The 24,606-nt window shown below is 33.8% G+C and carries 19 protein-coding genes and 2 riboswitches; of the genes, 4 read left to right on the forward strand and 15 right to left on the reverse strand.

Annotated features, from left to right (window positions below; genetic code table 11):
- Positions 1–17 precede the first annotated feature (17 nt).
- Complete coding sequence (locus tag F8154_RS04680; RefSeq protein ID WP_151860439.1) at positions 18–521, forward strand: CD3072 family TudS-related putative desulfidase; 504 nt, start codon at positions 18–20, stop codon at positions 519–521.
- An 88-nt stretch (positions 522–609) separates the two neighbouring features.
- On the opposite strand, the gene F8154_RS04685 is transcribed toward F8154_RS04680, so the two are convergent.
- The gene (locus tag F8154_RS04685) at positions 610–1,716 is read right to left on the reverse strand and encodes a M23 family metallopeptidase (protein ID WP_151860440.1); all 1,107 of its coding nucleotides are present in this window, start codon (positions 1,714–1,716) and stop codon (positions 610–612) included.
- Positions 1,717–2,171: 455 nt separating this feature from the next.
- On the opposite strand from F8154_RS04685, the gene F8154_RS04690 reads away from it, so the two are divergent.
- Genes F8154_RS04690 through ppx form a run of 3 tightly spaced genes read left to right on the forward strand, consistent with a single transcriptional unit; the run spans position 2,172 to position 7,426 of the window.
- Entirely contained in the window at positions 2,172–3,716 is a 1,545-nt protein-coding gene (locus F8154_RS04690; RefSeq protein WP_151860441.1) for a Ppx/GppA phosphatase family protein, read from the forward strand.
- Positions 3,717–3,718: 2 nt separating this feature from the next.
- Entirely contained in the window at positions 3,719–5,881 is a 2,163-nt protein-coding gene (locus tag F8154_RS04695) for an RNA degradosome polyphosphate kinase (RefSeq protein WP_151860442.1), read from the forward strand.
- A 21-nt stretch (positions 5,882–5,902) separates the two neighbouring features.
- Positions 5,903–7,426 carry an exopolyphosphatase gene (ppx, locus tag F8154_RS04700; RefSeq protein ID WP_151860443.1) on the forward strand — a complete coding sequence of 508 codons (1,524 nt, stop codon included), beginning with the start codon at positions 5,903–5,905 and terminating at the stop codon, positions 7,424–7,426.
- Between the two features lie 144 nt (positions 7,427–7,570).
- Here the strand turns inward: ppx and F8154_RS04705 are convergent, their stop codons facing one another.
- From F8154_RS04705 to F8154_RS04770, 14 genes are all read right to left on the reverse strand, one after another.
- Positions 7,571–8,224, reverse strand: coding sequence for a heterodisulfide reductase-related iron-sulfur binding cluster (locus F8154_RS04705; protein WP_151860444.1), 654 nt, complete (start codon positions 8,222–8,224; stop codon positions 7,571–7,573).
- A 24-nt stretch (positions 8,225–8,248) separates the two neighbouring features.
- Positions 8,249–8,674 carry a hypothetical protein gene (locus F8154_RS04710; protein ID WP_151860445.1) on the reverse strand — a complete coding sequence of 142 codons (426 nt, stop codon included), beginning with the start codon at positions 8,672–8,674 and terminating at the stop codon, positions 8,249–8,251.
- Positions 8,675–8,850: 176 nt separating this feature from the next.
- The gene (locus tag F8154_RS04715) at positions 8,851–9,456 is read right to left on the reverse strand and encodes a uridine kinase family protein (protein WP_207706829.1); all 606 of its coding nucleotides are present in this window, start codon (positions 9,454–9,456) and stop codon (positions 8,851–8,853) included.
- A 175-nt stretch (positions 9,457–9,631) separates the two neighbouring features.
- Complete coding sequence (locus tag F8154_RS04720) at positions 9,632–10,234, reverse strand: hypothetical protein (RefSeq protein ID WP_151860447.1); 603 nt, start codon at positions 10,232–10,234, stop codon at positions 9,632–9,634.
- A 173-nt stretch (positions 10,235–10,407) separates the two neighbouring features.
- A complete protein-coding gene (locus tag F8154_RS04725) occupies positions 10,408–11,580 on the reverse strand; it encodes a Wadjet anti-phage system protein JetD domain-containing protein (protein WP_151860448.1) in 1,173 nt (390 codons plus the stop codon).
- Positions 11,577–14,783: an ATP-binding protein gene (locus F8154_RS04730; RefSeq protein WP_151860449.1), complete on the reverse strand. Its 3,207-nt coding sequence runs from the start codon at positions 14,781–14,783 to the stop codon at positions 11,577–11,579. The genes F8154_RS04725 and F8154_RS04730 overlap by 4 nt, the downstream gene beginning before the upstream one ends.
- Positions 14,755–15,378 carry a DUF4194 domain-containing protein gene (locus tag F8154_RS04735; RefSeq protein ID WP_151860450.1) on the reverse strand — a complete coding sequence of 208 codons (624 nt, stop codon included), beginning with the start codon at positions 15,376–15,378 and terminating at the stop codon, positions 14,755–14,757. Before F8154_RS04735 ends, F8154_RS04730 begins: the two co-directional genes overlap by 29 nt.
- A 5-nt stretch (positions 15,379–15,383) precedes the next feature.
- The gene (locus F8154_RS04740; RefSeq protein ID WP_151860451.1) at positions 15,384–16,799 is read right to left on the reverse strand and encodes a Wadjet anti-phage system protein JetA family protein; all 1,416 of its coding nucleotides are present in this window, start codon (positions 16,797–16,799) and stop codon (positions 15,384–15,386) included.
- Positions 16,800–16,854: 55 nt separating this feature from the next.
- A complete protein-coding gene (locus F8154_RS04745; RefSeq protein WP_151860452.1) occupies positions 16,855–17,076 on the reverse strand; it encodes a helix-turn-helix domain-containing protein in 222 nt (73 codons plus the stop codon).
- A 189-nt stretch (positions 17,077–17,265) separates the two neighbouring features.
- Positions 17,266–18,117: a YitT family protein gene (locus F8154_RS04750; RefSeq protein ID WP_151860453.1), complete on the reverse strand. Its 852-nt coding sequence runs from the start codon at positions 18,115–18,117 to the stop codon at positions 17,266–17,268.
- The gene (gene sucD, locus F8154_RS04755) at positions 18,107–19,009 is read right to left on the reverse strand and encodes a succinate--CoA ligase subunit alpha (protein WP_151860454.1); all 903 of its coding nucleotides are present in this window, start codon (positions 19,007–19,009) and stop codon (positions 18,107–18,109) included. The genes F8154_RS04750 and sucD overlap by 11 nt, the downstream gene beginning before the upstream one ends.
- 16 nt (positions 19,010–19,025) lie before the next feature.
- A complete protein-coding gene (gene sucC, locus F8154_RS04760; protein WP_151860455.1) occupies positions 19,026–20,186 on the reverse strand; it encodes an ADP-forming succinate--CoA ligase subunit beta in 1,161 nt (386 codons plus the stop codon).
- A 14-nt stretch (positions 20,187–20,200) separates the two neighbouring features.
- The gene (locus F8154_RS04765) at positions 20,201–21,385 is read right to left on the reverse strand and encodes an aspartate-alanine antiporter-like transporter (protein WP_151860456.1); all 1,185 of its coding nucleotides are present in this window, start codon (positions 21,383–21,385) and stop codon (positions 20,201–20,203) included.
- Positions 21,386–21,553: 168 nt separating this feature from the next.
- Positions 21,554–21,739: riboswitch (cobalamin riboswitch) on the reverse strand.
- A 419-nt stretch (positions 21,740–22,158) separates the two neighbouring features.
- Positions 22,159–22,348: riboswitch (cobalamin riboswitch) on the reverse strand.
- Between the two features lie 222 nt (positions 22,349–22,570).
- Positions 22,571–24,595, reverse strand: a complete 2,025-nt coding sequence (locus F8154_RS04770; RefSeq protein WP_151860457.1) for a methyl-accepting chemotaxis protein — start codon at positions 24,593–24,595, stop codon at positions 22,571–22,573.
- Positions 24,596–24,606 lie beyond the last annotated feature (11 nt).

Consider the following 24,606-nt stretch of genomic DNA (forward strand, 5'->3'; position numbering starts at 1 on the left):
AAAGGTAGGATAAAGCCATGAAGCGAAATAAGCGTATTGTAATAGTTGCCCATTGTATTCTTAATGTAAATTCAAAGGTTGTAGGGTTAGCCCAATACGGTGGAGCCATTAGAAAACTTGTTACTGATTATGTAAATGAAGGCATAGGAATTATTCAACTACCCTGCCCCGAAATAACTTTTTTGGGCTTGGAGAGATGGGGTATGACTAAAAATCAATATGACACCCCCAGCTATCGTAAACACTGTAAAAAGCTAATAGAACCATATGTAGAGCAAATAATAGAGTACTTGAATAATGGATATATTATAGAAGAAATTGTAGGTATTGACGGTAGCCCAAGCTGTGGAGTGAGCTTGACCTGTTCTGGATACAAAGGCGGAATGGTAGATGAAGGACATCACCAATGCCATGAAATTAGTGGTAGTGGTATAATGATAGAAGAGCTTAAGGGGCTTCTTAAGGAGCACAACGTAAATATTCCTATGTCAGCAATAAGTGAAAAGGATGAAATTGAGTAATAGAAATACCCCTTGTAATTGGGGTATTTTTTATTATTAACCTAAGGCTTTAGCTTAAGATTAAGTTATAGGTTAAGCTAAACTAACATCACTTGTTTGCAACTCTTTCACCTTTTTTTATGAATGTCTGTGACGAAAAATTACCATTGACCTTCAAGCTGCTAAACTTTATAGGTAATCCATCTGCAAAATAAAAGCTTGGTCGATTTTGAAAGTGAAGATGTAAATGGGGTTCTGTTGAATGTCCTGAATTGCCGCACCTCCCAATTACCTCCCCTCTTTTTACGTAATCCCCTTTTTTCACTCTAATGCTACCTGGAATAAAGTGAGCCATAAAAGAATACTCGTTTTCTTCATGCTTAATAATAACAAAATTACCTCTAAAATCTGTGGATAAAAAATCTAGTTTCATAGTACCTGGATATGGATAATCCCTAACATTGTTTTTTGTTGCCATAACTTCTCCATCGGCTGGAGAAAGAATGTTTTTACCAAAGCAAATATAATCCGTTAGTTTGTTTCCTTCATTTATATGTCTAATATTATTAGAGTCAGCCATTACAAAATCGTAGGCATATCTTTGATTAATAACCTCCCAGGAATGTGAATCTTTTTGATCTATTCCACCATTCATAATTAACCATTCATCTTCAAAGGGCAATGAGTAGTTACCTTTTTGCTTAAAATTCTTTAGTCCAGATGAACCTATCATACCAATAATTTGCATTATAATCTGGTAAAACTGAAAAGGGTTTAAAAAAGCTAGTATAGATGTAATATAACAATTCATTATAATTTTAATGCTCCCTGCCCTCTCACTAGGTGCTGGCAATGGAAAAACTTCATTTTGTGTATCCTCTGTTATAGAAAACCCAGTAAAAGTATCAATAAAAATGAATACTATTGCAATTATAATAGCTATTGATGCCATTAGGAATAGCTCCGAAACAAAAATACCAATAAAATATAAAGCTATGCAAGCTACCCCTATAGCTTTATACAATAACTTGCTTTTCTTCACCAAAGGTAGGGATAGTGCAGAGGTTATAAATATTGTTAATATAATTAGTCTAGCAATATTTAAGTACACTTGTGGGGGGGATAGTGTTCTCTCTACTACCAGCATAAGAACTAATAAAAATCCCGTTATGTTTATGGCTTTCGTAATAATAGAAGTAAGACCTAGTTTTTCCAAGCTTATCACCCATATTAATGTATTTTACAAGGCAAGTAGTCCTTATTTTCTTTATAACCTGTATTTGGCTTCCAGCTAACCTATTCCATCACTAGGTATATAATTTCTAATAGCTTTGCTATTTTACTATATCATAAAAAACTATGATTTTATACCATATTTTACTATGTACACTATTAGTTTAAATTTATCTCAGCGGCGTTACTAACACTCCCACTTCTTAAGCGGAAGATAAGTGCCGGCAAGCTTCGAAATAAGGGCAACTAGAGTTCAGGTGGAGTTAAATCTCCATCTGAACTATGTTTTCTTTATAAATAATATGGGTCTAGAAGTTATGTCGCATAATGTCATAAAAGCATGGAAATTCACTAAAATTTAACCTTTTACTACTTTAATATAAATACTACTTGTAATATAATTATAATAATTCAAAAAAATTTGCTGGGGGAATCGTCATGAATAAGAGAAGGAAGTCTTTAGTGATTGCAGGTATAAGTGTAGGCTCCCACGCTCTAAAGATAAAAATCGTTGAGGTAACAGAAAAAGAGGAAATTATAATACTAGAAAAGGTTAGTAAAAAAACCACTTTAGGAAGAGACACATTCTCAAAGGGAAAAGTAAGCTATGGGGTGGTTGATGAGGTTTGCCAAGTTCTAAAAGGCTTTAAGAGATTAATGAACACCTACAAGGTACAAACCTATCAAGCTTTTGCCACTAGTGGTATTAAAGAAGCAGAAAACAGAGATTATATATTAAATCAGATTAAATCAAAAACGGGATTAAATGTAGAGCTAATCAATAGCTCCCATAAAAGATTTCTTACCTATAAGGCTGTTAGAGAAAAGCTAACTAATCACCAACAGCTACGAAGGGAAGGAACTATGATTTTAGATGTTGGCTCAGGTAGTATTGAGCTTTCTATCTATAGTAATGGTAATTTAACCTTTAGTCAAAACTTAAAGCTTGGCTCCCTTAGGCTGAAGGAGCTACTGCTAAGTCTTGAGGACAAGACCTTGAACTTTCCTAAGGTTTTAGAGGATTATATAAGAAGCAATACGGATATACTATGGAAAACATTTGATTTTAATGAACCTATTAATCACTTTATTTTATTAGGTGATACCATCAAGGATATATGTAGCATTTGCAATAGCCATGACTACTCTATAAATAAAACCCGTTTTTTAAACATGTACCATGAGCTAATTAACAGGCCCTCTCATAAAGCTATGTATCGTCGCAATGTTACACAGGAAGGTGCCTATATTCTTTTGCCCACCATGATACTTGCAAAAACTTTTTTAAACTTAACCTCTTCTTCAAAAATTTACACCCCTTTAGTATCCTTAGAGGATGGTATAGTTTCTAATATTATAGATGAAAGGCTTAACACAAGTAGAAGGCAAGAGTTTCTTAAGGACACCTATTCTCTAGTAAAAACAATGGCAGCAAAATACCGTTATGACGAAAAGCATGCCCATGAGGTAGAAAAAAATGCCTTAATAATGTTTGATGCACTAAAGAAGCACCACGGTTTAGGGGATCAGGAAAGATTATTACTGCAATTGGCTTCGGTTCTTCATGATATAGGAAAGTTTATTAATATGAGTAAGCATTATAATCATTCCTACGACATTATTATTGCCTCTAATATAATGGGTATTTCCCAAGAACAGCTGGCGATTATAGGAAACATAGCCAAGTATCACAGCGGCTTATTCCCTAAAATGTCCCATGAAAGCTTTCAGCAGCTAAGCTTCGAAAATAGAGTTGTTGTTGCCAAGCTAGTATCCATAATTAAAATCGCTAATGCTCTTGATCGAAGTCACCAGCAAAAGATAAAGGATATAAAAATAAGAGTTCATGATAAAAAAATGTTTATAAAAGCCATTGCTAAAGGTGATACTCTACTGGAGGAATGGACCTTTGAAAACAATTCCTTCTTTTTTGAGGATGTTTTTGGTATTACACCTATTCTAAGTATAGAAAGGGAGATATAACTATGGCAGAAGTTAATTTAAATAAAAGTGAACACTATATTAATAGAGAGCTTAGTTGGTTGGAATTTAACTATAGGGTTTTGCAGGAGGCAAAAAACAACAAAAACCCATTACTTGAGCGTTTGAAGTTTTTATCTATAGTCTGCTCAAACCTTGATGAATTCTTTATGATTAGGGTAGCCTCCTTAAAGGATCAGGTTCTTGCTGGTTATAATAAGCCTGACCCCTCTGGTCTTACTCCGAAAAAACAGCTTAAGGAGATTTCTATAGAGACCCATAAAATGATTGAACAACAGTATCGTCTTTTTAACAGGTCCATAGTACCTAATTTAAAAAACCATAACATATATCTTTTATCAAAGGACAGTCTAAATAAAGAAGATGTGGTATTTTTAGAGGATTATTTTAAGAACGTTGTCTATCCTGTTTTAACACCAATGGCAGTTGATTCTAGTAGACCCTTCCCTTTAATTTTGAACAAAAGCTTAAATATCGCTGTGCTAATTGAAGATAAGTCTAATGAAGGTGAGTTTATTTTTGCAACTGTACAGGTCCCCTCTCTCCTTCCTCGCTTCAAAGAGCTACCCAGTGGTGATGGTCAGTCTAAGCGCTTTATACTTTTAGAAGAGATTATTTCCCTCTTTATTGAAGAACTGTTTTTAGGACATCCTGTAGTTTGCTCTTACCCTTACCGTATCACAAGAAATGCTGATTTAACCATTGAAGAGGAAGAAGCAGAGGATCTGCTTGTAGAAATACAGAGATCATTAAAAAATAGAAAAAGAGGCTCTGCTATTAGGTTAGAAATTCATAAGGCAATGGATGAAAGATTAGTCCACATATTAAAAACTGCTTTAGAGATTCACGAGGGAGAAATATATTATATTGATGGACCTTTAGATTTAACTTTCCTCATGAAATTATCTAGCTTAGATGGATATGATTTCTTAAAATATACCAACTATACCCCTATAATCCCTAAGGATTTTATAGATAGTGATGATATATTTGAGATTATTTCGAGAAAAGATATTCTTCTACATCACCCCTATGATAGCTTTGACCCTGTAGTAGATTTTGTCAAAAAATCCTCACTTGACCCACAGGTGCTGGCCATTAAACAAACCCTCTACCGGGTAAGTGGTGATTCCCCCATTGTACAGGCTTTGATAGACGCTGCAGAACGAGGAAAGCAGGTTACTGTACTATTGGAGGTTAAGGCTCGTTTTGATGAGGAAAACAATATTCAATGGGCAAAAAAGCTTGAAAAAGCTGGCTGTCACGTTATATATGGCTTAGTGGGACTTAAAACCCACTGTAAGGTTACACTTGTTGTTAGAATGGAGGAAAGCAGAATTAAGAGGTATGTACACTTAGGTACTGGTAACTATAATGATATTACCGCTAGGCTATATACCGATATAGGTTTATTTACCTGCAAGGATACCTTTGGAGCAGATGCATCTGGCATCTTTAATATGTTATCGGGCTACTCAGATCCCCCAGACCTCTACAAGCTTGAAGTTGCACCCTTTAACCTTAGGGAAAAGTTTTTGGAGTTAATTGAAGCTGAAATTCATCATGCCCAGCAGGGCAAAAAAGCAAAAATTATTGCAAAAATGAACTCTCTTGTTGATATAGCCATTATTAAAGCTTTATATAGGGCATCAATGGCGGGTGTGAAAATAGATCTGATTATAAGGGGTATTTGCTGTCTAAAGCCAGGTATTCCTGATGTTAGTGAAAACATTCGCGTTTTTAGTATTGTTGGTAGATTTTTAGAGCATAGTAGAATTTTTTACTTTCATAACGATGGTTCGGAGGAAATATATCTTTCCAGTAGTGATTGGATGCAGAGGAATTTGGACAGAAGAATAGAGATTTTATTTCCTGTTGAGGATGAGGCTATTAAACATAGAATTTTAGAACTGTTTAAAATCTCTATATTAGATACAGTTAAAGCAAGACGCTTGAATTCTGATGGTAAGTATGTAAAAATTGATAAAAGAGGTAAAAAGACCCTCGACTCCCAAAACTATTTCTGTAGACTTGCAGAAAAGGAAATGAAAAAGCAGAAGAAGGAAAAGTTAAACCCGGTTCTTGAACCTATTACCTCTAGTGAAACCATTAGAGAGGATATAATTATTGAACCAAAAACCAGTTAATTAAACAGAAGGTGACACAACATGGATAAAAAAATAGCTATTATAGACTTAGGCTCCAACTCTTTAAGAATGATTATAATGAGACTTTATGAGGATGGCTCCTATAAATTGATGGATCAAGTGAAGGATATGGTACGATTAAGTGAAGGCATGGGAAATGATATGCTTCTCAAGCCCCAGCCTATGGAAAGAACATTAAATGCTTTAAAATTGTTCAAAAGACTAATTAAGGTACATGCAGTAAAAGAAGTTTATCCTATTGCCACTGCTGCCATTAGAAATGCAAGCAATAAACTGACCTTTTTGAATAGGGTTAAAGCAGAGACCGGGCTTCAATTCCAGATTATTTCTGGTGAAAAGGAGGCCTATTATGGTTACCTTGGAATAATTAACACCTTAGATATAAAGGAAGGCATAACAATAGATATTGGTGGTGGTAGTACTGAAATAGGCTGGATTGAAAATAGAAGGCTTGAAAAATCTGTAAGTATTCCTTATGGTTCTATGAGTCTAACTGAAATGTTTTTGTTTAAAGATGCTATTGAACCACAGGCTATAAAATCCTTAGAAGACTTTATTAAAAAGCAGCTGAAGCAAGTTAAATGGCTTAAGGATACAAAGGATCTGCCTGTTATTGGCTTAGGAGGTACAGCACGAACCTTAGCAAAAATAAATAAACAGGAGATTAAGTTCCCTTTAGTTAGTCTACACAATTATCAAATGACCTACAAGGAGGTGCTTTCTGTTTACAAGAAGGTAAATCACGGTCCTAAGGCTGATCTAAAGGAGGTTGCAGGTATATCAAAGAACCGTATTGATATTATTACTGCTGGAATTGTGCCTATTAAGTTATTGATGGAACATATTGACTCCCAAAGGCTTATTATCAGTGGTAGCGGCTTGAGGGAAGGAGTGTTTTATGAGAATTATCTGCAAGAAACCCAGAAGGGAGAAATCTTGGAGGATGTTCTCTTTCATAGCATTGACAATATACTTAAAAACTATGATATGAACTTAAAACATTGCCATCAAGTTAAAAATTTGGCTATGGCTTTATTTGATGAAACCCAAGAGCTACATGGATTAAGTCATAATGAGAGAAAGCTTTTAGAGGTTTCCGCTCTACTTCATGACATTGGTATGCACTTAGATTATTACAATCATCATAAGCATGGGTTTTATCTAACTTTAAATGTTCCATTAAACGGCTTAAGGAACAAAGAGAAGGTCATGTGTGCTTTTTTAGTAGCTATGCATCGTGAAAACAGCTTTAAAGAAAATTGGGAAGATTTCAACATGCTAATTGATAAGGATGATTATAAAATCATTAAAAAATTAAGTGTTTTTCTTAAAATAGCAGAAAAGCTAGATAGAGGGGAATCCAGCAGCGTAGAAAAGCTTAGCTGTAGTATTAATAAAGATTCCTTTAACCTTTTGATTAAATCCTCTATTCCTGTTGCCCTAGAGGTTTCAGGTGCCATGGAATATCAAAATCTATTCAAAAAGATTTATAAGAAAAACCTTACTATAGAAGTTTTGAAATAACCAGAGACGACACAGGGGGACGGTTCTCTTGTGTTCTTTCGACACAGGGGGACGGTTCTCTTGTGTTCTTTCTTATAGTTTTAGTAGCTCTATCAATTTAAAGAACACAAGAGAACCGTCCCCCTGTGTCGTTTTAAGTATAAACTAATGCTCCTTTATAAACTCGTCAAGCTGAGCATGCCACTGGTCGGGCTCAAAAACACCAGGTACAGTTTCTTCATTGAATATTAAATCAACTAAGTATCTACCCTTTTTTCCTCCTATATGCATTGATTTTATACAGGATACGCAGTAAACAACCACATCTTCATGGGGCATCTCAGATGCACGTTTTCTCATTAGCTCCTTAACCTCATCAACTGGTAAAGCTCCATAAAAGCTATCCCCACAGCATGTGCCCTTTGTTCTGGTTTTTTCTGGCTCAATAATCTTAACATTCATTTTGTTTAATATAGCTCTTATTGCTTCATGAACCCTCTCTTTATTACGAGTAGGGCAAGCATCTAAAATAGACATCTTTTGCCCTTTGTAGTCAGGGAACATATAGTTTTTGCTTTTAGCCAACAGCTCCCAAAGTGAAATAGTAGATATTCCTTGGTTAAGCTCTCTATAACGCCTATCACAGCCAGGGCAAGTATTTATTATTTGTGTACTAACTTCTAAGCTATGTTCATGCTTGCAGCAAGTTATATGTTCTTGTACATTACCATATTCATCATTTAAAAACTCAAGTATCCTTTTTGCAAGATGTGGTTTGTATATTAAAAGTGCACACCCTGGGGCAAATACATTTTTCATAGGTATTCCTCCAATACTAAATTTTTATTTGTTAAACTTTATTTTTATAGTTGATAGTGCTGATATTATAATAAGTAGGAAAATAAACAAGATATCAAGCACTGTTGGTAATAAAATTAGTAAGCTAATGACTCCATAAAACAATGCTATTAATAGCATTTTAAAGAATATGTCTAGATGTGCCTTTGCATATTTTTTTCTTTTTTCACTTCCTGCAGACTTTGCTTCTTCAAAATTAGGACCACCATTTATCCAATAAACATATTCACCCTTGTAAATTATAAGCATTAACAAATACATACTAATAACCATAAAGATTAGTAGAACTAAAGTTGATAATTTTGAAGATAAGTTTGATAAACCTCTGCTAATAATTATTACTGTAACTGGAAAACCAATTAACCAACCTATAAGCGGTTTATAGGTTTTTTTGTATATATTGTTGTTCAATTTCCTTAGCCCCCCTATACTTTCATACTCTGTATGTATTCTTACATCAAGATTATTAATTATTTTCTATTACTACTTTAGTTCTAATACAGAACATATCTCCTCCACCAAGCAAGTCATTGGGTACTGCAACATATTGAAGCTTCTTGCATTTGTATACATTGACTATATTAGCTTTAGACTTTGCTGTTTAAAACCAAATCAGCTGTGTCTATCGGTCTATGATTTTCTACATACATGTCTTCACCAATCATCCACTTTTCCCATAGCTCTCTATACTCTTCGCCATCTCTTTCTATACCTCTTTCTAATCTTAACTCTCTGGGTGCGTCTATCCAAATCTTAAAGTCATATAGTTTTGCAAGTTCTTTTCTTGTTGAATATACCCCTTCAACTAATACAATGCCTCCAACCTTTACCTCAACCCATTCACCAAGATTGTCTGAACTCCAATCATACTTTTGATATGTAGCAGCATTATCATTTACAAGGGGCTCCAGTACTTGTTTTTTCAATCGCCTCCAATCGAAATCTGCACCTATCTCCTTATCTTCAGGGTCACCATTATTTCTTAATTGTGACGGTAAATAAAAATCGTCCATATGCACTATGGTTATTTGGTTATATTCTTCACTAAGCTTTTTAGCTAAAGAACTCTTCCCAGCTCCACCACATCCATCTATTCCTATTAGTAATGTTTTTTGCTTTTGGGGTAAATTTAAGACTGTAAAAATCAAATCACTATAGGACACTGCTTTTCCCTTATCATTTTTAAATTCCAACATGCCAGCTCCTTACCTATCATTTAAATACTCTACTCTATTTTATAGCTTTAGTGCTCTCTATATAAGCAGATCTGTTATAAAGCAACATGTTAACACAATTAATAACATAAATTAAAATACATTATGGACACAGGAGAACCAATTGGGTAAGTTGCTTAGTATAGCAGATTTTTTATTTTTTATAGAAGCGAAGTTTAAGCTCATGTAAAGCAAGCAGTGGCCCCTGATCATATGTATCATTAGGATATGTTTTTTTCATTTCATAAAACTTATCAAGCATCCAAGGAATTGTATCTTCTGTTCCTCGAAAGCCTATAACCAGACAAACTAACGATTGGGTATAAGGACTTCTAATCTCAGCATACCTTTCTTTTAGCAAAGGAGAATAGTTTTTATTGCTTCTTGCAAGTATATCAATAGAATTCTCAATAAAAATCTCATTGTAGCTGCGTACCAGCTTTTCCAACACCATAGGAAGGAGGATTTCCTCAAACTCAAGTGCTTTCTTAATTAATACAACTCTATTAATCATCTCTGTTTCTTTACGTAAGATATTAAGTATAGCCTTAGGGTTTTCTTCTGCTTCAATTAACGCCTTTTCTTGATTTATGTGTTTGAGACGCTCATCATTTAATATTTTATGCTCTATAACTAATTTATTTACTTCTTCTTCAAAATCTTCATATACAAGAGTGCTATAAATAAGACGCTGCACAGAGTTTTCTAGATGTGGGTTGTCTTTGAAGAATTTCTTTGTCAAAAGCTTCTTATACATAATAAAACCTCTCATTCTTAATAATACTTTTTAACTATATATTATCATATTATCTTATTGTGAAGGTATTTTATCAAGGTTATGGCTGATGGTTTATAGGAACACAAGAGCACATGACAACTGTGTGTCATCCCTTGAGAACACAAGAGAACCGTCCCCCTGTGTTACCTGTGTTATAGATTAATTGCCTCTTGCTCTAATTTGCAATTATTCTCAAGCATATAATTAATTACTGTGCCATATTGGCTATCGGCTAATCTTCGAAGTCTATTTTTATCGTTTTCTGTTAACCTTTTAGTATACTTGGCATATGTTTTAATTGTTTCTATATCCATTTTAAAAGGGATGAAGTCAATACCTGTTTGATTTTTTAAATGTTCTAATATATAGAATCCTCCAGCATCAATATCTCCAAAATGATAAAATACAGTTTTGGGATTCTGATGATGTATTTTTTTAATAAACTCCCGTCTAACACTATTATGATAGCCACCCAAATATATAGCCAACATATCTTCATTAGAAAAACTATGAAAGCTTGTTAAGTTTTCAATAGTTATGACTGCTTTTCCAATAACATCAACTCTATCTATATCTGTTAGCATTGCTGATGAAATTCCAATATCACTGCTTAGTCTTGTTAAGTCAATTAACTGCCCATTAATAGTTATATAGCCTGCTCCTTTTAAATTTACATATGTTGGATTCTTAACAATATTTAGATTCCCTAATACTTGATCTCGATCTGGGTAGTTACCAAACTCAAATATAAGATTTACTGCTTTAGGGGCTACCCTTTCAAAAACCTTTGAGTCTTTGAAAACTCTTACTGAAAAATCCCTAGCAAAGGTTTCAGTCTGAACCTTCATTAATTCATCTACTGCTAATAAAAGGTTTTTAAACTCTTTTAGGTCATTGCTGAAAAACTGTATCGATTTATTTTGATGTATTCTTTCATGCTGTACTAAGCAATATTCCTTTAAAACTTCATTTTTTTCTTTGTACTCATCCAGTAGTCTTATTACGGCACTATTAATATCTTTCTTGGGTACCCTGTCAACATAGATGTATATAGCTTCTAGATTATCTGTATTTAATACAACATTATTATAAACATGGGCGGTGTTTGATTGTGCAATAATAAAGGATTTTCTCACTAAAACATCAATGGCTTCGTTTACCCCTTGGAACACCTCATAATTGGAGTGGTCATTATACTTAGAAAACAAGGCTGAAATCTTTACACTAAATTTTTGATTAACTTTGTTTTCCCCTATAAAGCTTTTACTTTTCTCGTATTTATCTATTAATTTATTTATAATTATTCTCTCATACTTACCTATCATAGATCATACTCCTCAATTATTGATGTGCTTCCTTCCCTCATTGCCATAAGAATAGTATCTACCTTTTCACCAATTACTTCTATCTTTGATGGAGGTGTAGCAAGTATAATTTGAAAGCTTTGACTATTAAAAAAGTCCATCATTGAAGTTATTCTGTTATCGTCCATCTTATCGAAGGCTTCATCCAGCATAATAATTCTAATGGTATCCCCTAGTCTATAAAGCTGAACAAAAGAAGCAGCTATAGCAACATAGTATGGTGTCTGGGTTTCACCGCCGCTCTTCTCACCGTAGATTTTAGAAAAACGCTGCAAAGAACCATCTCTCTTTTCAACCACAATATCGTAGTCCAAATAGCTACGATAATCTGTGTACTCAGCAAGTACTTTTTCTCCTTTGTCATCATAGGCTGTTAATTTAGCAAATAAATCCTCCATCTCTTCTTTATATTCCTCTTCAAATGAGTTTGCCCAAAGGGTGAAGCCTCCCATATTATCATTAGAGGTAATCATCTTATAAATACTTTCTTTACTCTTGTTGTAGGTTATTTCAAACCTATAACTATCCTCTCCGTAATATATATCTTTAAGTGCAGAATTAAGATATTTAAACTCTAGTCTTGCATTTTCTATGTTTTCCTTTAACCTTGCTAAAAAAGATTCCTTGAACTCTAGCTGGCAGTTTTCTTTAGCTTTTTTCAAATCCTCTTCATATTTAATTATATCAGATGCAACCAGCTTATGATGTTCCTTAAGGTATTCACCCATTTGCTCAGTTCCAGTTCCGAGGTCACAATCATATTTACTGCAAAAACTGCTTTGAAGCTTAATAAGGTCAGTACGCAAATCATTTTTCTTATTTTCAAGCCCTACTTTAAGTGGTGAAAAGTTTTGAACTATTGTTGCAGGAGATTTTCTTTTTACTTGTTCATTATATTTATTAATTCCTAGCATAGTTATTTCTGTGTCTATATTACAAAGTTCATTGAAGTTCTTTTCTAAAACAGAAATAGTATTATTTATTTGAGTAATATCATTATTGTTGTATTCTAACTCTTTATCTAGTTCTGTTATTTTTCTAATTGATAAAGTATGTTCTTTATCCTTCTCTTTAACAGCTTTTATACACTCTTCTATCTGAATTTGTATCTGTATATAGCTTGGATTGTCTTCCGCCTTCTTAAGTTCTATAGCTTCCTTAGTAATCAGTTCTTTTAATTCCTTAAGTCTATTTGGAGCATCCATGTTTTCTTCTAAGGTTTCAATTTTACATTGGTCTATACTTTCAATTATTTCATGGCTAATTTGACCCTTTTCTTCTGCAATTTTTATATCCTCATTTAATGCTATTAATTCTGCTTCTTTGTTTTTAAGCTGTATTTCATAGGCCTGTGCTCCAATATAAGGAGTTCGATAAACAGCCTCATGAATTTTACGTACAGCATAATTTTGATAAAGCATACAATCTGATGTTATTGCAATTTTATAATCCTTTAGCTTCTCTATTTCATCACAGCGAATTACTCTATTAAGCAGGTATATTGCATATGCTTTTGCATACCGGTTTTCACTTTTTAGGATATAAGCAAGAGAATCCTTGTCAGCTATAGCATTAGTATCAAGTTTGCCAGTATTTACAAGGCCAACTGTATGTACTTCCTTTTTTATTTTGTTGTATACTGCTAAAGCAATTCTATAATACTTGGGCTCAACAATAATATAAAATCTTTGACTATTCAAATAACCTTCCACTGCATTTTGCCATTTACTATCTGTAACCTCCAAAAGGTCAGAGAATATTCTAACATCACTACGTATACCTTGGTTTAAAAACTCTTTTTCAATAGCTATTTTCAGCTTCATAGTATTTTCAGGATACGGTAATTTTTTATTTTTTAGATTCTTTATCTCCTTTTCTAATTTAAGCTTTTGTGTTTTATACTGTTCTAATAAATCCTTAATTCTAACATAATCAAAGCTATACTCTTTATCTAATCTTCGCAATTCCTTATCTAGCTTGTATATTACTTCAATCTTGATTTCCGTTTCTACATCTTGTGACTCTAGCTTTATAACCTCATCCTTGCTCATAATGAAAATTTCATACTTATTCAATAAGCTCAATGCATCAACTACTTTTCTTAGCATCTTTTGAAGTTTACTTGAATTCTTATCTGCATTTTCTTTATCTTTTTGTAGGATTTGTATTCGATGTTTTGTATCTTTGATAAGCTGTGTTGTTTCGTTTTGTCCAAGTGCAATCTGTAGGTTAGTGAGTCTTTCTCTCTCATTTTCAAGGCTAATTTTTAAAGACCCTTCAACTTTTTGCTGATTTATTAGCTTTTGCTCAAGGAAATGATTTTTTTTCTTCAGTTCCTCATGGGTTTGCTTTTTAGCTTCTATTTCTGATTTTTTAATTAAAATATCATTAGTTTTTATCTCACGATCCTTGGCGAGAATATCATCATTCTTTAATAAAATTGTCTCAAGCTCTTCTATTTTCTCCTTTGTAATATCCATTAAGTCCTCAAGTTCTTTTAGAGCAGCAATGTTATTTCTAAGGGTTGCTACTTCTATATCCTTTTCTGACAAAATGAACTTATTTATAAAATCCTTTACGTTATCCATAGGTTTGAATGCCAGTGATTTTGGTATCATATCAAAGAATCGATCTTCTAAATTACCTAATCTTTGTCCAAACCTTGCTTTGGCTTCTGAAAGCTGAGATATTAGCTGTATTTTTTTATCATTTCGTCTAAACTCCTCTGTGGTAGAAGGTCTAGCCCCTGTTAAGAAGGATAGGTCCTCTAATTTGCATTCTTCTCTAAACCATTTTGTAGTAAGCTTACTCTCCTCATCGGGAGAATCAATTTTAACACCAAGTGTAAAGTACTTAGCTGTTTTTTCTTCGAAGAACTCCAGTGCAACATACGTGATTACACTACCTCTTCTAAGATAGGTGCTTTCTTCACTTCCTGTCTTGCAACGGACATAGCCCTTTAAATTCCTATTGCTCTTCTCATTGGCAGCTGTATTAAACTTTCTAGTATTTGTGGTTAACACCAATTGGATTGCATCTAAAATTGTTGATTTTCCTGTTGTGTTTTCACCACTAATCAAAAACGAGCCGTTGACTTTGATGGTTTCATTAACAAAATAATGCCAATTAATTAATCTAATCCTGCACAGCTTCTTCATCATCATTCTGCTCGCCTCCATTCAAATACTTATTTAGTTTTTCATTTACTGCATCATACATTTTAGTTAAGTTATCATTTGGCACAGCAAATAGTACCGATGGATAAATTTTTATTCGTGCATCCGACATAGTAATATCACTGTCCATGTTAGAGATGATGTTATATCTCTTAAATATTCTAATTGCTTCTCTGTATACTGTTTTATCTAGGTTAGATTTTGATTCGATCTTAAGCATATTATATTTTTCATGTATTTCATCAGATAAAACAACTACTTCTTCATTGAGGCTTAATTCCTTACGTTTTTCAATATACAAAAGTCTCAAAATCAGTAAGACAATACTTTCTACTTTTCTAAGTCTTAGCCTGCCTGTTCCCTCTACATTGGTGAGAGCCACAACCCCTTGGATTTCATTAATCTCTATTTTATAGCCCAACAAGTCAAAGTATTCAATAAAAAGGTTTTTATTTTGAAGGATAAAAATATAGTCATTTCTTGTATCTTCTTTTTTCTTTATGATAAAGCAATAATTGAGAAGTTTGTTTGCGGCAATTCTAAATTTCTCTTTTTGTACTACACTTTCATTTAATATTTCCATGATTTTTACTTACACCTCTCTATTATGAAGTCAGAAAATCGAAAACTATTTATGGCTATAATTTTATTGGTCTTAGTGGTCTTATATTTTGATTTTTTATCCTTACCGTATAGGCTTATAAAAATAACTCTAATTAAATCTCGCTTGCTTTCTAAGGGTAAGGTTGAAGCAAGTACAGCTTTTTTGTCTGTTAGTAGCTGATTAACATAATTATTAATGTTTTTTCTAGAAAACCTGTTCTTGTTCTTTTCTTGCAAAGCAAGCTTTCTTAGTTCCCGCTCTTCTTCAGAAATACCTAAGGTAGCACTCAACTCTTCTGGTAAAGACATCTTCTTGGAAATAGGAACAACGTATAGGGAATCGTTATCGATAAATCCTTGGGGAAACATATTAAAAACCTCTAATAGGTCTTCACTCACATCATCATTCAAATTTAATGTATCATCATTATTAAACTCATCTGCAAGATATGCCAGTATCTTTGAAATCTTGCCTTCTGCATTATTGGTGTTTGTCAGTAAAAACTTTGCTCTTGCAACTGCACTTCCAATATATTTGGCGTTTTTATTATCTATCTCAGATATAATATCATCATAGTTTCTAAAGGCAGATATAATACTTAATATTTTTCTTCTCAATGAATCTTCAGCATCTATTCTGTTTTCCACTTCCTCTATTTCCATGTAACCTAAAATCGCACGCTCATAAATATGTTCATCATTTAAAATGTTATATAGATTTTCAATTATAGAGGTTCTGAAGTGGGATATATTGTCGCTGGTTTTGATTCGGTGATATGCTTTAGATCCAATATCCCTATGATATAGGAAGAAATCCTGTACAATTTCTCCAGCTGTCTTTTCGTTAGTTATTGCATCAATATATTTTTTTATATTTGTATTTAGTTTTTTTAGTCCTACTATAAGCTCTTCGGTATTTTCTATAACACGTTTTATAATATATTCGTATGGTTTTACATAGGCCTCTTTATTTAAAAGGGTAGCATGAATCTGTGATACTAGACTCTGATACTCCATTTCCTCATTTTTAATTATTTTGTTGAAGGATTCAATCATTGTAGCGGTATAATCATATAGATTTACTTTTACCCTGTAGTCATTAGATACTTCATATGTAAGCCAACCACTATCCTTTAATCTACGTAAAATGGCATTAGCCTTTGTCCTTGAATCTTTTGCAACCTCTTGGTCTTCATCAAATACCATATCTTCACTTGATTGATCATCAAAATAGTGCTCTAGCTCTGCTAAAATAACCACTTTATCTACGCCAAATGACAGTTCTGTTTTGTAGGTATTATATATGAGTCTTATGCAATCTATATATGTAACTTTATACTTGCTAGTTAGTGGTTTGAAAAAATCATCTGAGACTATATTAAATAAATTAATTATAATCACCTCTTTTGAATAAGTCTAAAGGCTTAAGTAAATTAGCCTCCTCTTTGCCAAAAACCTATTTACTTTGGTTTTCTCCCTCTGGTATATAGTCAACAATATCTCCTATATTACATTTTAACTCTTTACATATTCTAGCTAGAATATTCATACTTACAGGCTGGTTCTTGCTAAGCTTTGCCAATGTAGCTGGCGTAATTGAAGTTGCATCTCTAAGGGCAACCTTATTCATTTCTTTATCAATTAGCATCTTCCAAAGTTTATTATAGCTGAATGCCACCATAACTCCTCCTAATAATTTTATACCTAATTATACCCTTGCTATTGTAATAATACAATACATTTGGTACATATTTGTGAACTTTGACACATGGGGATGGTAGAAAACAATGCAAAAAAAAACGAGAGAATAGCACAAGGGGTCAGTCCCCTTGTGCTAAGGTGACTGACCCCTTGTGCTATAGTTCAGCTAACATGTCCCATTCCAAAACCCTTCACCTAACACCTCTTGCACAAAACTAACATTTATAAAGATTTTTGGATCTGTTACTTGAGCGAATTTCTTTATTTTAATGTATTGTCTTTTATTTACAACTGTACTTACAATTGTCTTTTTTGTCTTCGTATAGCCTCCATCTGCATAATATAGTGTAGTTCCCCTCTTTATTTCATTTATTATATAATCATTTATTTCATCACTTTTTTCACTTATAATTACAACCTTCATCTTTGTATTAAAGCCTGCAATTACCTTATCTATAACTAAAGCGTTTATACCTATTCCTAGTAAAGCATATAGTGCTAACCTTGGACCAAATGTAAATATAGCCAATATTATGATAAGAAAATCTGCCATAAGCAATGACTTTCCTATTTCAATATGAGTAAATCTATTTATTATCTTAGCTACTATATCGGTCCCTCCTGTTGAGGCATTTTGATAAAATATAATAGCCATTCCTATGCCTTGAATAATAATTCCATATATTAAATTTATCATTATATCATCTATTAATGGCTTTTCGAGGGGGGTTGTTATTTCAAACAAATATATGACGCTGGACAGTAAAATACTTGAATATATTGTATAGCCACCAAAATCCTTACCAATCACTAGAAAAGCTATAATAAAAAGAATAACATTGGCTATTAACATAAGAATACCTATAGGTATAACAGGTACAAGTTTATTAATTACCATAGCTAGTCCTGTAACCCCTCCTACAGCTAAATCTGCAGGGATTAGAAAATAATACAGCCCTGCCGACATAATTATAATGCCTAAATTAATAAGCCAAAATCTCTTAAAGCTAAACCCCATATTCACTCCTCCAAAGATTATTATCCTTCAATGTATTAACTAAAGTCTCTCCAATAGCCGTAGGGTTATCCACAATATGTAATCCACAGCTTTTCATTACTCTAACTTTTTCATCTGCTGTTCCCTTTCCGCCTGATATTATTGCCCCTGCATGACCCATTCTTTTTCCAGCAGGTGCAGTTCTTCCACTTATAAACCCAACTACTGGCTTTTTCATGTTTTCTTTTATCCATTCTGCTGCATTCTCCTCTGCATTTCCTCCTATTTCTCCAATCATGATTACAGCATCAGTATTTTCATCCTCATTAAAGGCCTTTAATACATCTATAAAATCTGTTCCAATAATAGGGTCTCCACCTATACCCACTGCACTTGATTGCCCTATTCCTCTTTGGCTTAATTGGTGAACAGCCTCATAGGTTAATGTTCCAGAGCGGGATACCACACCAATTCTTCCTTTTTGGTGTATATATCCTGGCATGATGCCTATTTTGCACTCTCCTGGTGTAATAATTCCAGGACAATTTGGACCAATCAATCTAGTTTTTTTACCTTCCATATACCTTTTTACAGTAACCATATCCATAACAGGAATATGTTCAGTAATACAAATAACCATATCTAATCCAGCATCCACAGCTTCTAGTATTGCATCTGCTGCAAATTTTGCTGGTACATATATTACAGAAACATTTGCCCCTGTTTCTTCAACTGCTCTCTCAACAGTATTAAATACAGGAACTCCTTCTATACATGTTCCTTCCTTTCCTGGAGTTACACCAGCTACAATCTTCGTTCCATACTCCAGCATTTGCTCTGTATGATAGATGGCTGTTTTTCCAGTTATACCCTGTACTAAAACTTTAGTATCTTTATTTATCCATATGCTCATTATTATCCCTACCCTTCTATTTTATCAACTCTACTATTCTTTTAGCACCTTCACCCATAGTCTCAGCTGTAACAATATTTAAATTAGAGTTATCTAGAATTTCTCTTCCTATATCCACATTGGTTCCTTCAAATCTAACTACTAAAGGTACATTTAAGTTAACTTTTTTTGCAGCCTCTACAATACCCTTTGCAATTATATCGCACTTCATTATCCCACCAAAAATATTAACAAATATACCCTTAACTCTATTATCCGATAATATTATGTTAAAAGCATTTGTTACCTTTTCCTCTGATGCCCCACCTCCAACATCTAAGAAGTTAGCAGGTTCTCCACCGTAGAGCTTTATAATATCCATGGTAGCCATTGCTAAACCAGCACCATTTACCATGCACCCAATATTTCCATCTAAAGATATATAGGATAACCCATGCTTTGATGCTTCTACTTCTTTTGGATCTTCTTCGTATAAATCCCTATACTGAAGTATATCTTTATTTCTATACAAAGCATTAGCATCGAAGTTTAACTTAGCATCTAAGGCCATTACTTTTTGGTCCTCTGTTATAACCAATGGATTAATTTCTACTAAAGTACAATCATTTTCAACATAGCATTTATATAAGTTCTTCATTAATGCTACTGTATCTATAACTAAACTATCGGGTATATTAATATTAAAGCAAATACTCCTAGCTTGAAAATCCGTCAATCCTGTTAGTGGATCAATGACCTCTTTAAAAATTTTATCGGGACTCTTATCTGCTATTTCTTCTATATCCGTACCACCATCTTCTGATGCAACTAAGGTTATTCTTGAAGCTTCACGATCAAGAGTAAAAGCTAAATAGAATTCTTTACTTATATTACAGCCTTCTTCAATCAATAAAGTTCTTACTTTTTTCCCTTCTGGACCTGTTTGATGGGTTACTAAAGTTTTACCTAATATTTCATTAGCATAATAATTTACCTCATCAATTGTTTTAGCTAACTTAACTCCTCCAGCCTTTCCTCTACCCCCAGCATGTATTTGAGCTTTTACAACTGCTATTTCAGTTTCTATACTCCATGCGGCACTTGTTGCTTCGTCTAGTTGATTTATAACTGTACCTTTAGGCACTGTAACATTATACTTACTTAATAGCTCTTTTGCCTGATATTCGTGTATATTCATCTTAATACCTCCTGTTATAATTTAAATAATATATTTGTGAATAGTATCATGAAAAATAATGCAAAGGGATAGGTGGCACCATATCCCGCTGTTACTTCATCACTATCTAAAGCCTCTATTGAAGCTGCTAGCCCTGGGGTACTGGTCATACCTCCACATATGCCTCCTATTAAATAAATAATTGGAAGCCTTAAAATCTTTGTGCCCACTAGGTATCCTACCAATATACTTATTGCAGCAGTTGTTGTTCCAATTAAGATTAGCTGTCCACCAGTTGTTCTAATAAGGTTTAATGCATTGTAACCATAGTTAAGCCCCACAATGGATAGAAACATATTTAGGGAAATATCTCTAACAACACATAGTTGCCTTTCAATCATATTGAAATTTAGAAATCCTATTCTTTTTATGTTTCCTAATATTAATGCACTGATTAGAACACCACCAGTAGCTCCCAGAGAGAAATATCCTAGATAGCTACCTAAATAAATATTGAGATTTCCAATCAGTATTCCAATTATACAAACGAAAGCAAAGGATACAACACAAAAATTACATTCATTTATATTTATTCTTTTGGGTTCATCATCTTTTATTATATTACTTTTAGTTACTGTAGTCTTATTTTTCTTTGCCAAAAGTTGTACAAATAGAATTACAGCTATTACACCAGGTATGTATGATATTGAATACCCCAAGCCTACCATTGCCTCCGAGTTCCCACCTAAGCCCCTTGCTGACTCTAAGGCTGTGGCTAATCCTGGAGAGCTGGTTAATGCTCCTGCGTAGGTCCCAATAATGGATACTTTAATATCCTCTGTTAACAAGCTAATTAACAGCCATGAGCTTAATGCCCCAGCCAAAGTTATTACAAAGGCCAGTATTACAAAGCTATAACCTCTTGTTTTAATTATTGATATGATGTTTTTTGATGCTAATAGGCCTACTGAAGCTATAAAGCCAATTAAACTGAGTCTAAATAATTCATTAGAAATAAATCTGCCATTTAATAGCGGAGAGTTAGGGGCTTCCATTTGTAAGTACAGAGTTATAAAATAGCTGATAATTATTCCTACAAATAAACCACCTGAACTTCCTAGTTTTATGTTTTTGTAATCTATCCTACCAAGGAAATGCCCTAAAAATATGCTAAGAAACATTAGTAAAAGGGGGTTAGATAAAACTTCTAGTATGTACAACTTAATCTCTCCTCTTCTTTTAAATAAAACAAACCCAATTTGTTAAGCTATTGAACATTAATACTTTTACAATAAAACACCCTCTCTAAATATAGAAAGGGCATTATTAATTAAGTAGAAGTTTAATTGTCTACTAATATAACACCTCCCCATCCTCGTGAGTAATAATCAGCGCTTTTCCCATTGGCAGGTCTCCTGACTAAGGATTACAAAGCATTACACCTTCCCATACTTCAGTACAGTGGTATCTGTAAGCTTCTATCCATTACAGTGGCGGGACCGTGTCGGATTTTCACCGTTCTTCCCTTTTAAACAATCTTAAAATAAGATTATACCAATAGTAATTATTAAATTTTAAAATTGATGATTATTTGTAGAGTAAAAACTTCTTCCCTCTTTTTTATTTTGTACTTAGATCAAAGCAGTCTATAGGTATATCTCAGCGGCGTTACTAACACTCCCGCTTCTTAAGCGGGAGAGAAGTGCCGCCAAGCTTCGAAATAAGTGCAACTAGAGTTCAGGTGGAGTTAAAACTCCATCTGAACTAAGTTTTCTTAAAAATGGGGGTAAACGAGATGATTTTGGGAAATAAAAAAATCCATATTCTCAAGTACGGATCTGTTAGCTAACGACATTTAATATTATGTAATAAATACATAAGCAAAACACCTATTCCCATAAAATGAAATACTACAAAGCTTTAAAGCAAAGCCTTTGCAACACATATCTATAGAAATATACGTCTGTATGCTAACATACTTCCCACCGAAGCTGTTATTAACCATTATAAGGCAGGTTTCCTGACTGATAGATCATCTTACTCTCTTTTTCCTTCCCAATCCTTAGATCAGTGGTACTTCAAAAGATTTCATACCTAACCACAGTAGCGGGGGCTGTAGAGGAATTTAACCTCTTTCCCTTTTAACCTCTATTACTAAAGGCACCCTATAACATATTTAGTTTTTACATCTACTAATCATTATACTTGTTTAGAATTATAAGTCAAGTATTAGGTTTGTATGAATGTAGTAACTAAACCTACTTTTTTAATATAAATAATGTCTATATCTACCATATTTGAAATTTATATCATAATAATCTATAGTGATAACAATGTTGTTTCAAACCTATTGTTTTGAAAAACCCTTCCATACATAAAGTGAAAGGAAGGGTTTTAGTGTTATATTATTCGATTGTTTTAAAGTGATTCACACGATCAGCCAGCTTTTTTGCCACATTTTTGTTGGTTTCTGTAAGAGCGTTGATTTCTTCAACAGAAGCTGTTTGCTCTTCCGTAGAAGCAGAAATTTCTTCAAAGGTAGCCGAAAGGTTTTCAGTTAGTTCAGCTAAGACACCAATGGCCCCCTTAATGGTATCCTTATTCTCACCAACGGCCTCATTGACTTCTATTACAACATCCATTGCTTCCACCAATTCAACGATGGAGTCTTGTATACGTCCAAATATATCCAGAGTTTTTTGAAGGGTTTCTCTTTGCTGCGAAGTCACCTCTCCAATAGCTGATATGTCCTCAGCTGCACTTTTAGTTTTAGTGGTTATTTCTTCAATTATGGTCTCTACTTCCGCTGTTGTTTGGTTTGTTTCTTCAGCAAGTTTACGTATTTCATTAGCTACAACTGCAAAACCACGACCAGCTTCACCTGCACGGGCTGCCTCAATAGATGCGTTAAGGGCCAGCAAATTGGTTTGCTCGGATATAGAGCGAATGCGTCCCATAAACTCACTCATGTTATTAACCGTCTCTTCTACTTTTTTTATTCCCTCCGATACTGCATCGGTGCGACCTATGCTTTCTTTAGTTACTTTTGCAAGGTCTGTTACGATTGTTTCACCATCTGTACTCAGGTTATTAACTGACAATACCCGTTGATTGACGTTTTTTATACTTGCTTGTCCCTGATCTACTTTTTCTCCTAGCATCTCTACAGAACGTGCCACTTTGTCTGTTTCATTTGATTGATCCGATGCTGATATAGCAAGGGCTTCTACTGCACGAGCGTTTTCTTCTATAGCTCTTGAGGTTTCATTCATGATTTTATGGAGTTGATGAGCCCCATCCTCTACACCCTTGGCATCCTTCTTTAAGGCTGTCACTAAAGTGCTTAGCTCTTTACGCATTGCTTGGACCGAATTAGCTATCAATCCTAATTCGTCTTTTTGCTTTAATAGCTTTGGATCCTGCTCAATTGTAAAGTCTCCTTTAGAAATATCTGATAATTGTAAGCTTAGTTTATTTAAAGGCTTTAAAAGCAAGGAGATTGCAAAAATCATTATAATAATACTAATTATGCATGTAATAGCTGTAATTGTGAAGGAGGATGATGCGTTTTTTGCCAGCATTTCATCCATACGATCTAGCGTAATTCCTACACAGATTGACCCTTTAAGCTCTTCCCCTTCAAAGTATGGAATTTGTACATCGTAAGCTCGTATACCTTCATCTTCCCAATAGGCTGCACCTGCAATACCCTTTTGGGTTGCGTTGACTGTCACTTCAACCGTACAGGGCTCGTCACTGAGCATAGACTCTGTTCCTGCATAAGCTATACCTTGGGTATCCAGCATTAGAGCATAAATTACATCGTTATGGGCTTCTATCTCTGCTAACAAGTTATCTAGGCTAAAGTCCCTTTGAAGCTCCATAATGCTTTTAGCTTTAACACCGATTTGTACATAATAGCCATCTGTACTTAAGGCAATGCCACCGTACTTGTTCATTTCACCAGAAATCAAATCTCCCCTAATTTGTTCCATATAAGTCTTTTGTTTTCCATTAAAGACGGGATCCATGGCATGTCCAGCTTTATATTCCCAACCAACATAATCAACAACATCTGAGTATATAATCTTGCGGTCTGGTCCAATGACATAAATACCTCCATCGACTTTTAGCTTCGGTGCTAGATCAATTAATTGCTCATTAGACATTGATTCTATATCCAAAAGATCTATGGCTTCACAAGCTTGCAAAATACGCTCTGCCATCAGGTCATCTAGCACTTTCTCAAATTTTTTTGCTGTTTTAATTTTGTCATCAACTGAAGCTGCCAGTGTAAAGCCAATCTCCTTCATTTCTTCTTTAAACATTTCCTCTGTTGATTCAAGGTTTTGATAAGTCAGCCATCCACTGGTTGCAACAATGAGTACAAAAACCAGTAAAAACAACTTAGTTTTAAATTTTAGCTGCATAATTATCCCCT

The organism is Alkaliphilus pronyensis (genome assembly GCF_009017275.1).
Classification (GTDB): Bacteria; Bacillota; Clostridia; order Peptostreptococcales; family Natronincolaceae; genus Alkaliphilus_C; species Alkaliphilus_C pronyensis.

Coding starts and splice junctions, on each gene's coding strand:
- ppx (WP_151860443.1), top strand. CDS start 5,903: ATGGATAAAAAAATAGCTATTATAGACTTAGGCTCCAACTCTTTAAGA.
- F8154_RS04770 (WP_151860457.1), bottom strand. CDS start 24,595: ATGCAGCTAAAATTTAAAACTAAGTTGTTTTTACTGGTTTTTGTACTC.
- F8154_RS04735 (WP_151860450.1), bottom strand. CDS start 15,378: ATGGAAATATTAAATGAAAGTGTAGTACAAAAAGAGAAATTTAGAATT.
- F8154_RS04680 (WP_151860439.1), top strand. CDS start 18: ATGAAGCGAAATAAGCGTATTGTAATAGTTGCCCATTGTATTCTTAAT.
- sucD (WP_151860454.1), bottom strand. CDS start 19,009: ATGAGCATATGGATAAATAAAGATACTAAAGTTTTAGTACAGGGTATA.
- F8154_RS04725 (WP_151860448.1), bottom strand. CDS start 11,580: ATGATAGGTAAGTATGAGAGAATAATTATAAATAAATTAATAGATAAA.
- F8154_RS04690 (WP_151860441.1), top strand. CDS start 2,172: ATGAATAAGAGAAGGAAGTCTTTAGTGATTGCAGGTATAAGTGTAGGC.
- F8154_RS04695 (WP_151860442.1), top strand. CDS start 3,719: ATGGCAGAAGTTAATTTAAATAAAAGTGAACACTATATTAATAGAGAG.
- F8154_RS04730 (WP_151860449.1), bottom strand. CDS start 14,783: ATGATGATGAAGAAGCTGTGCAGGATTAGATTAATTAATTGGCATTAT.
- F8154_RS04705 (WP_151860444.1), bottom strand. CDS start 8,224: ATGAAAAATGTATTTGCCCCAGGGTGTGCACTTTTAATATACAAACCA.
- F8154_RS04720 (WP_151860447.1), bottom strand. CDS start 10,234: ATGTATAAGAAGCTTTTGACAAAGAAATTCTTCAAAGACAACCCACAT.
- F8154_RS04750 (WP_151860453.1), bottom strand. CDS start 18,117: ATGGGGTTTAGCTTTAAGAGATTTTGGCTTATTAATTTAGGCATTATA.
- sucC (WP_151860455.1), bottom strand. CDS start 20,186: ATGAATATACACGAATATCAGGCAAAAGAGCTATTAAGTAAGTATAAT.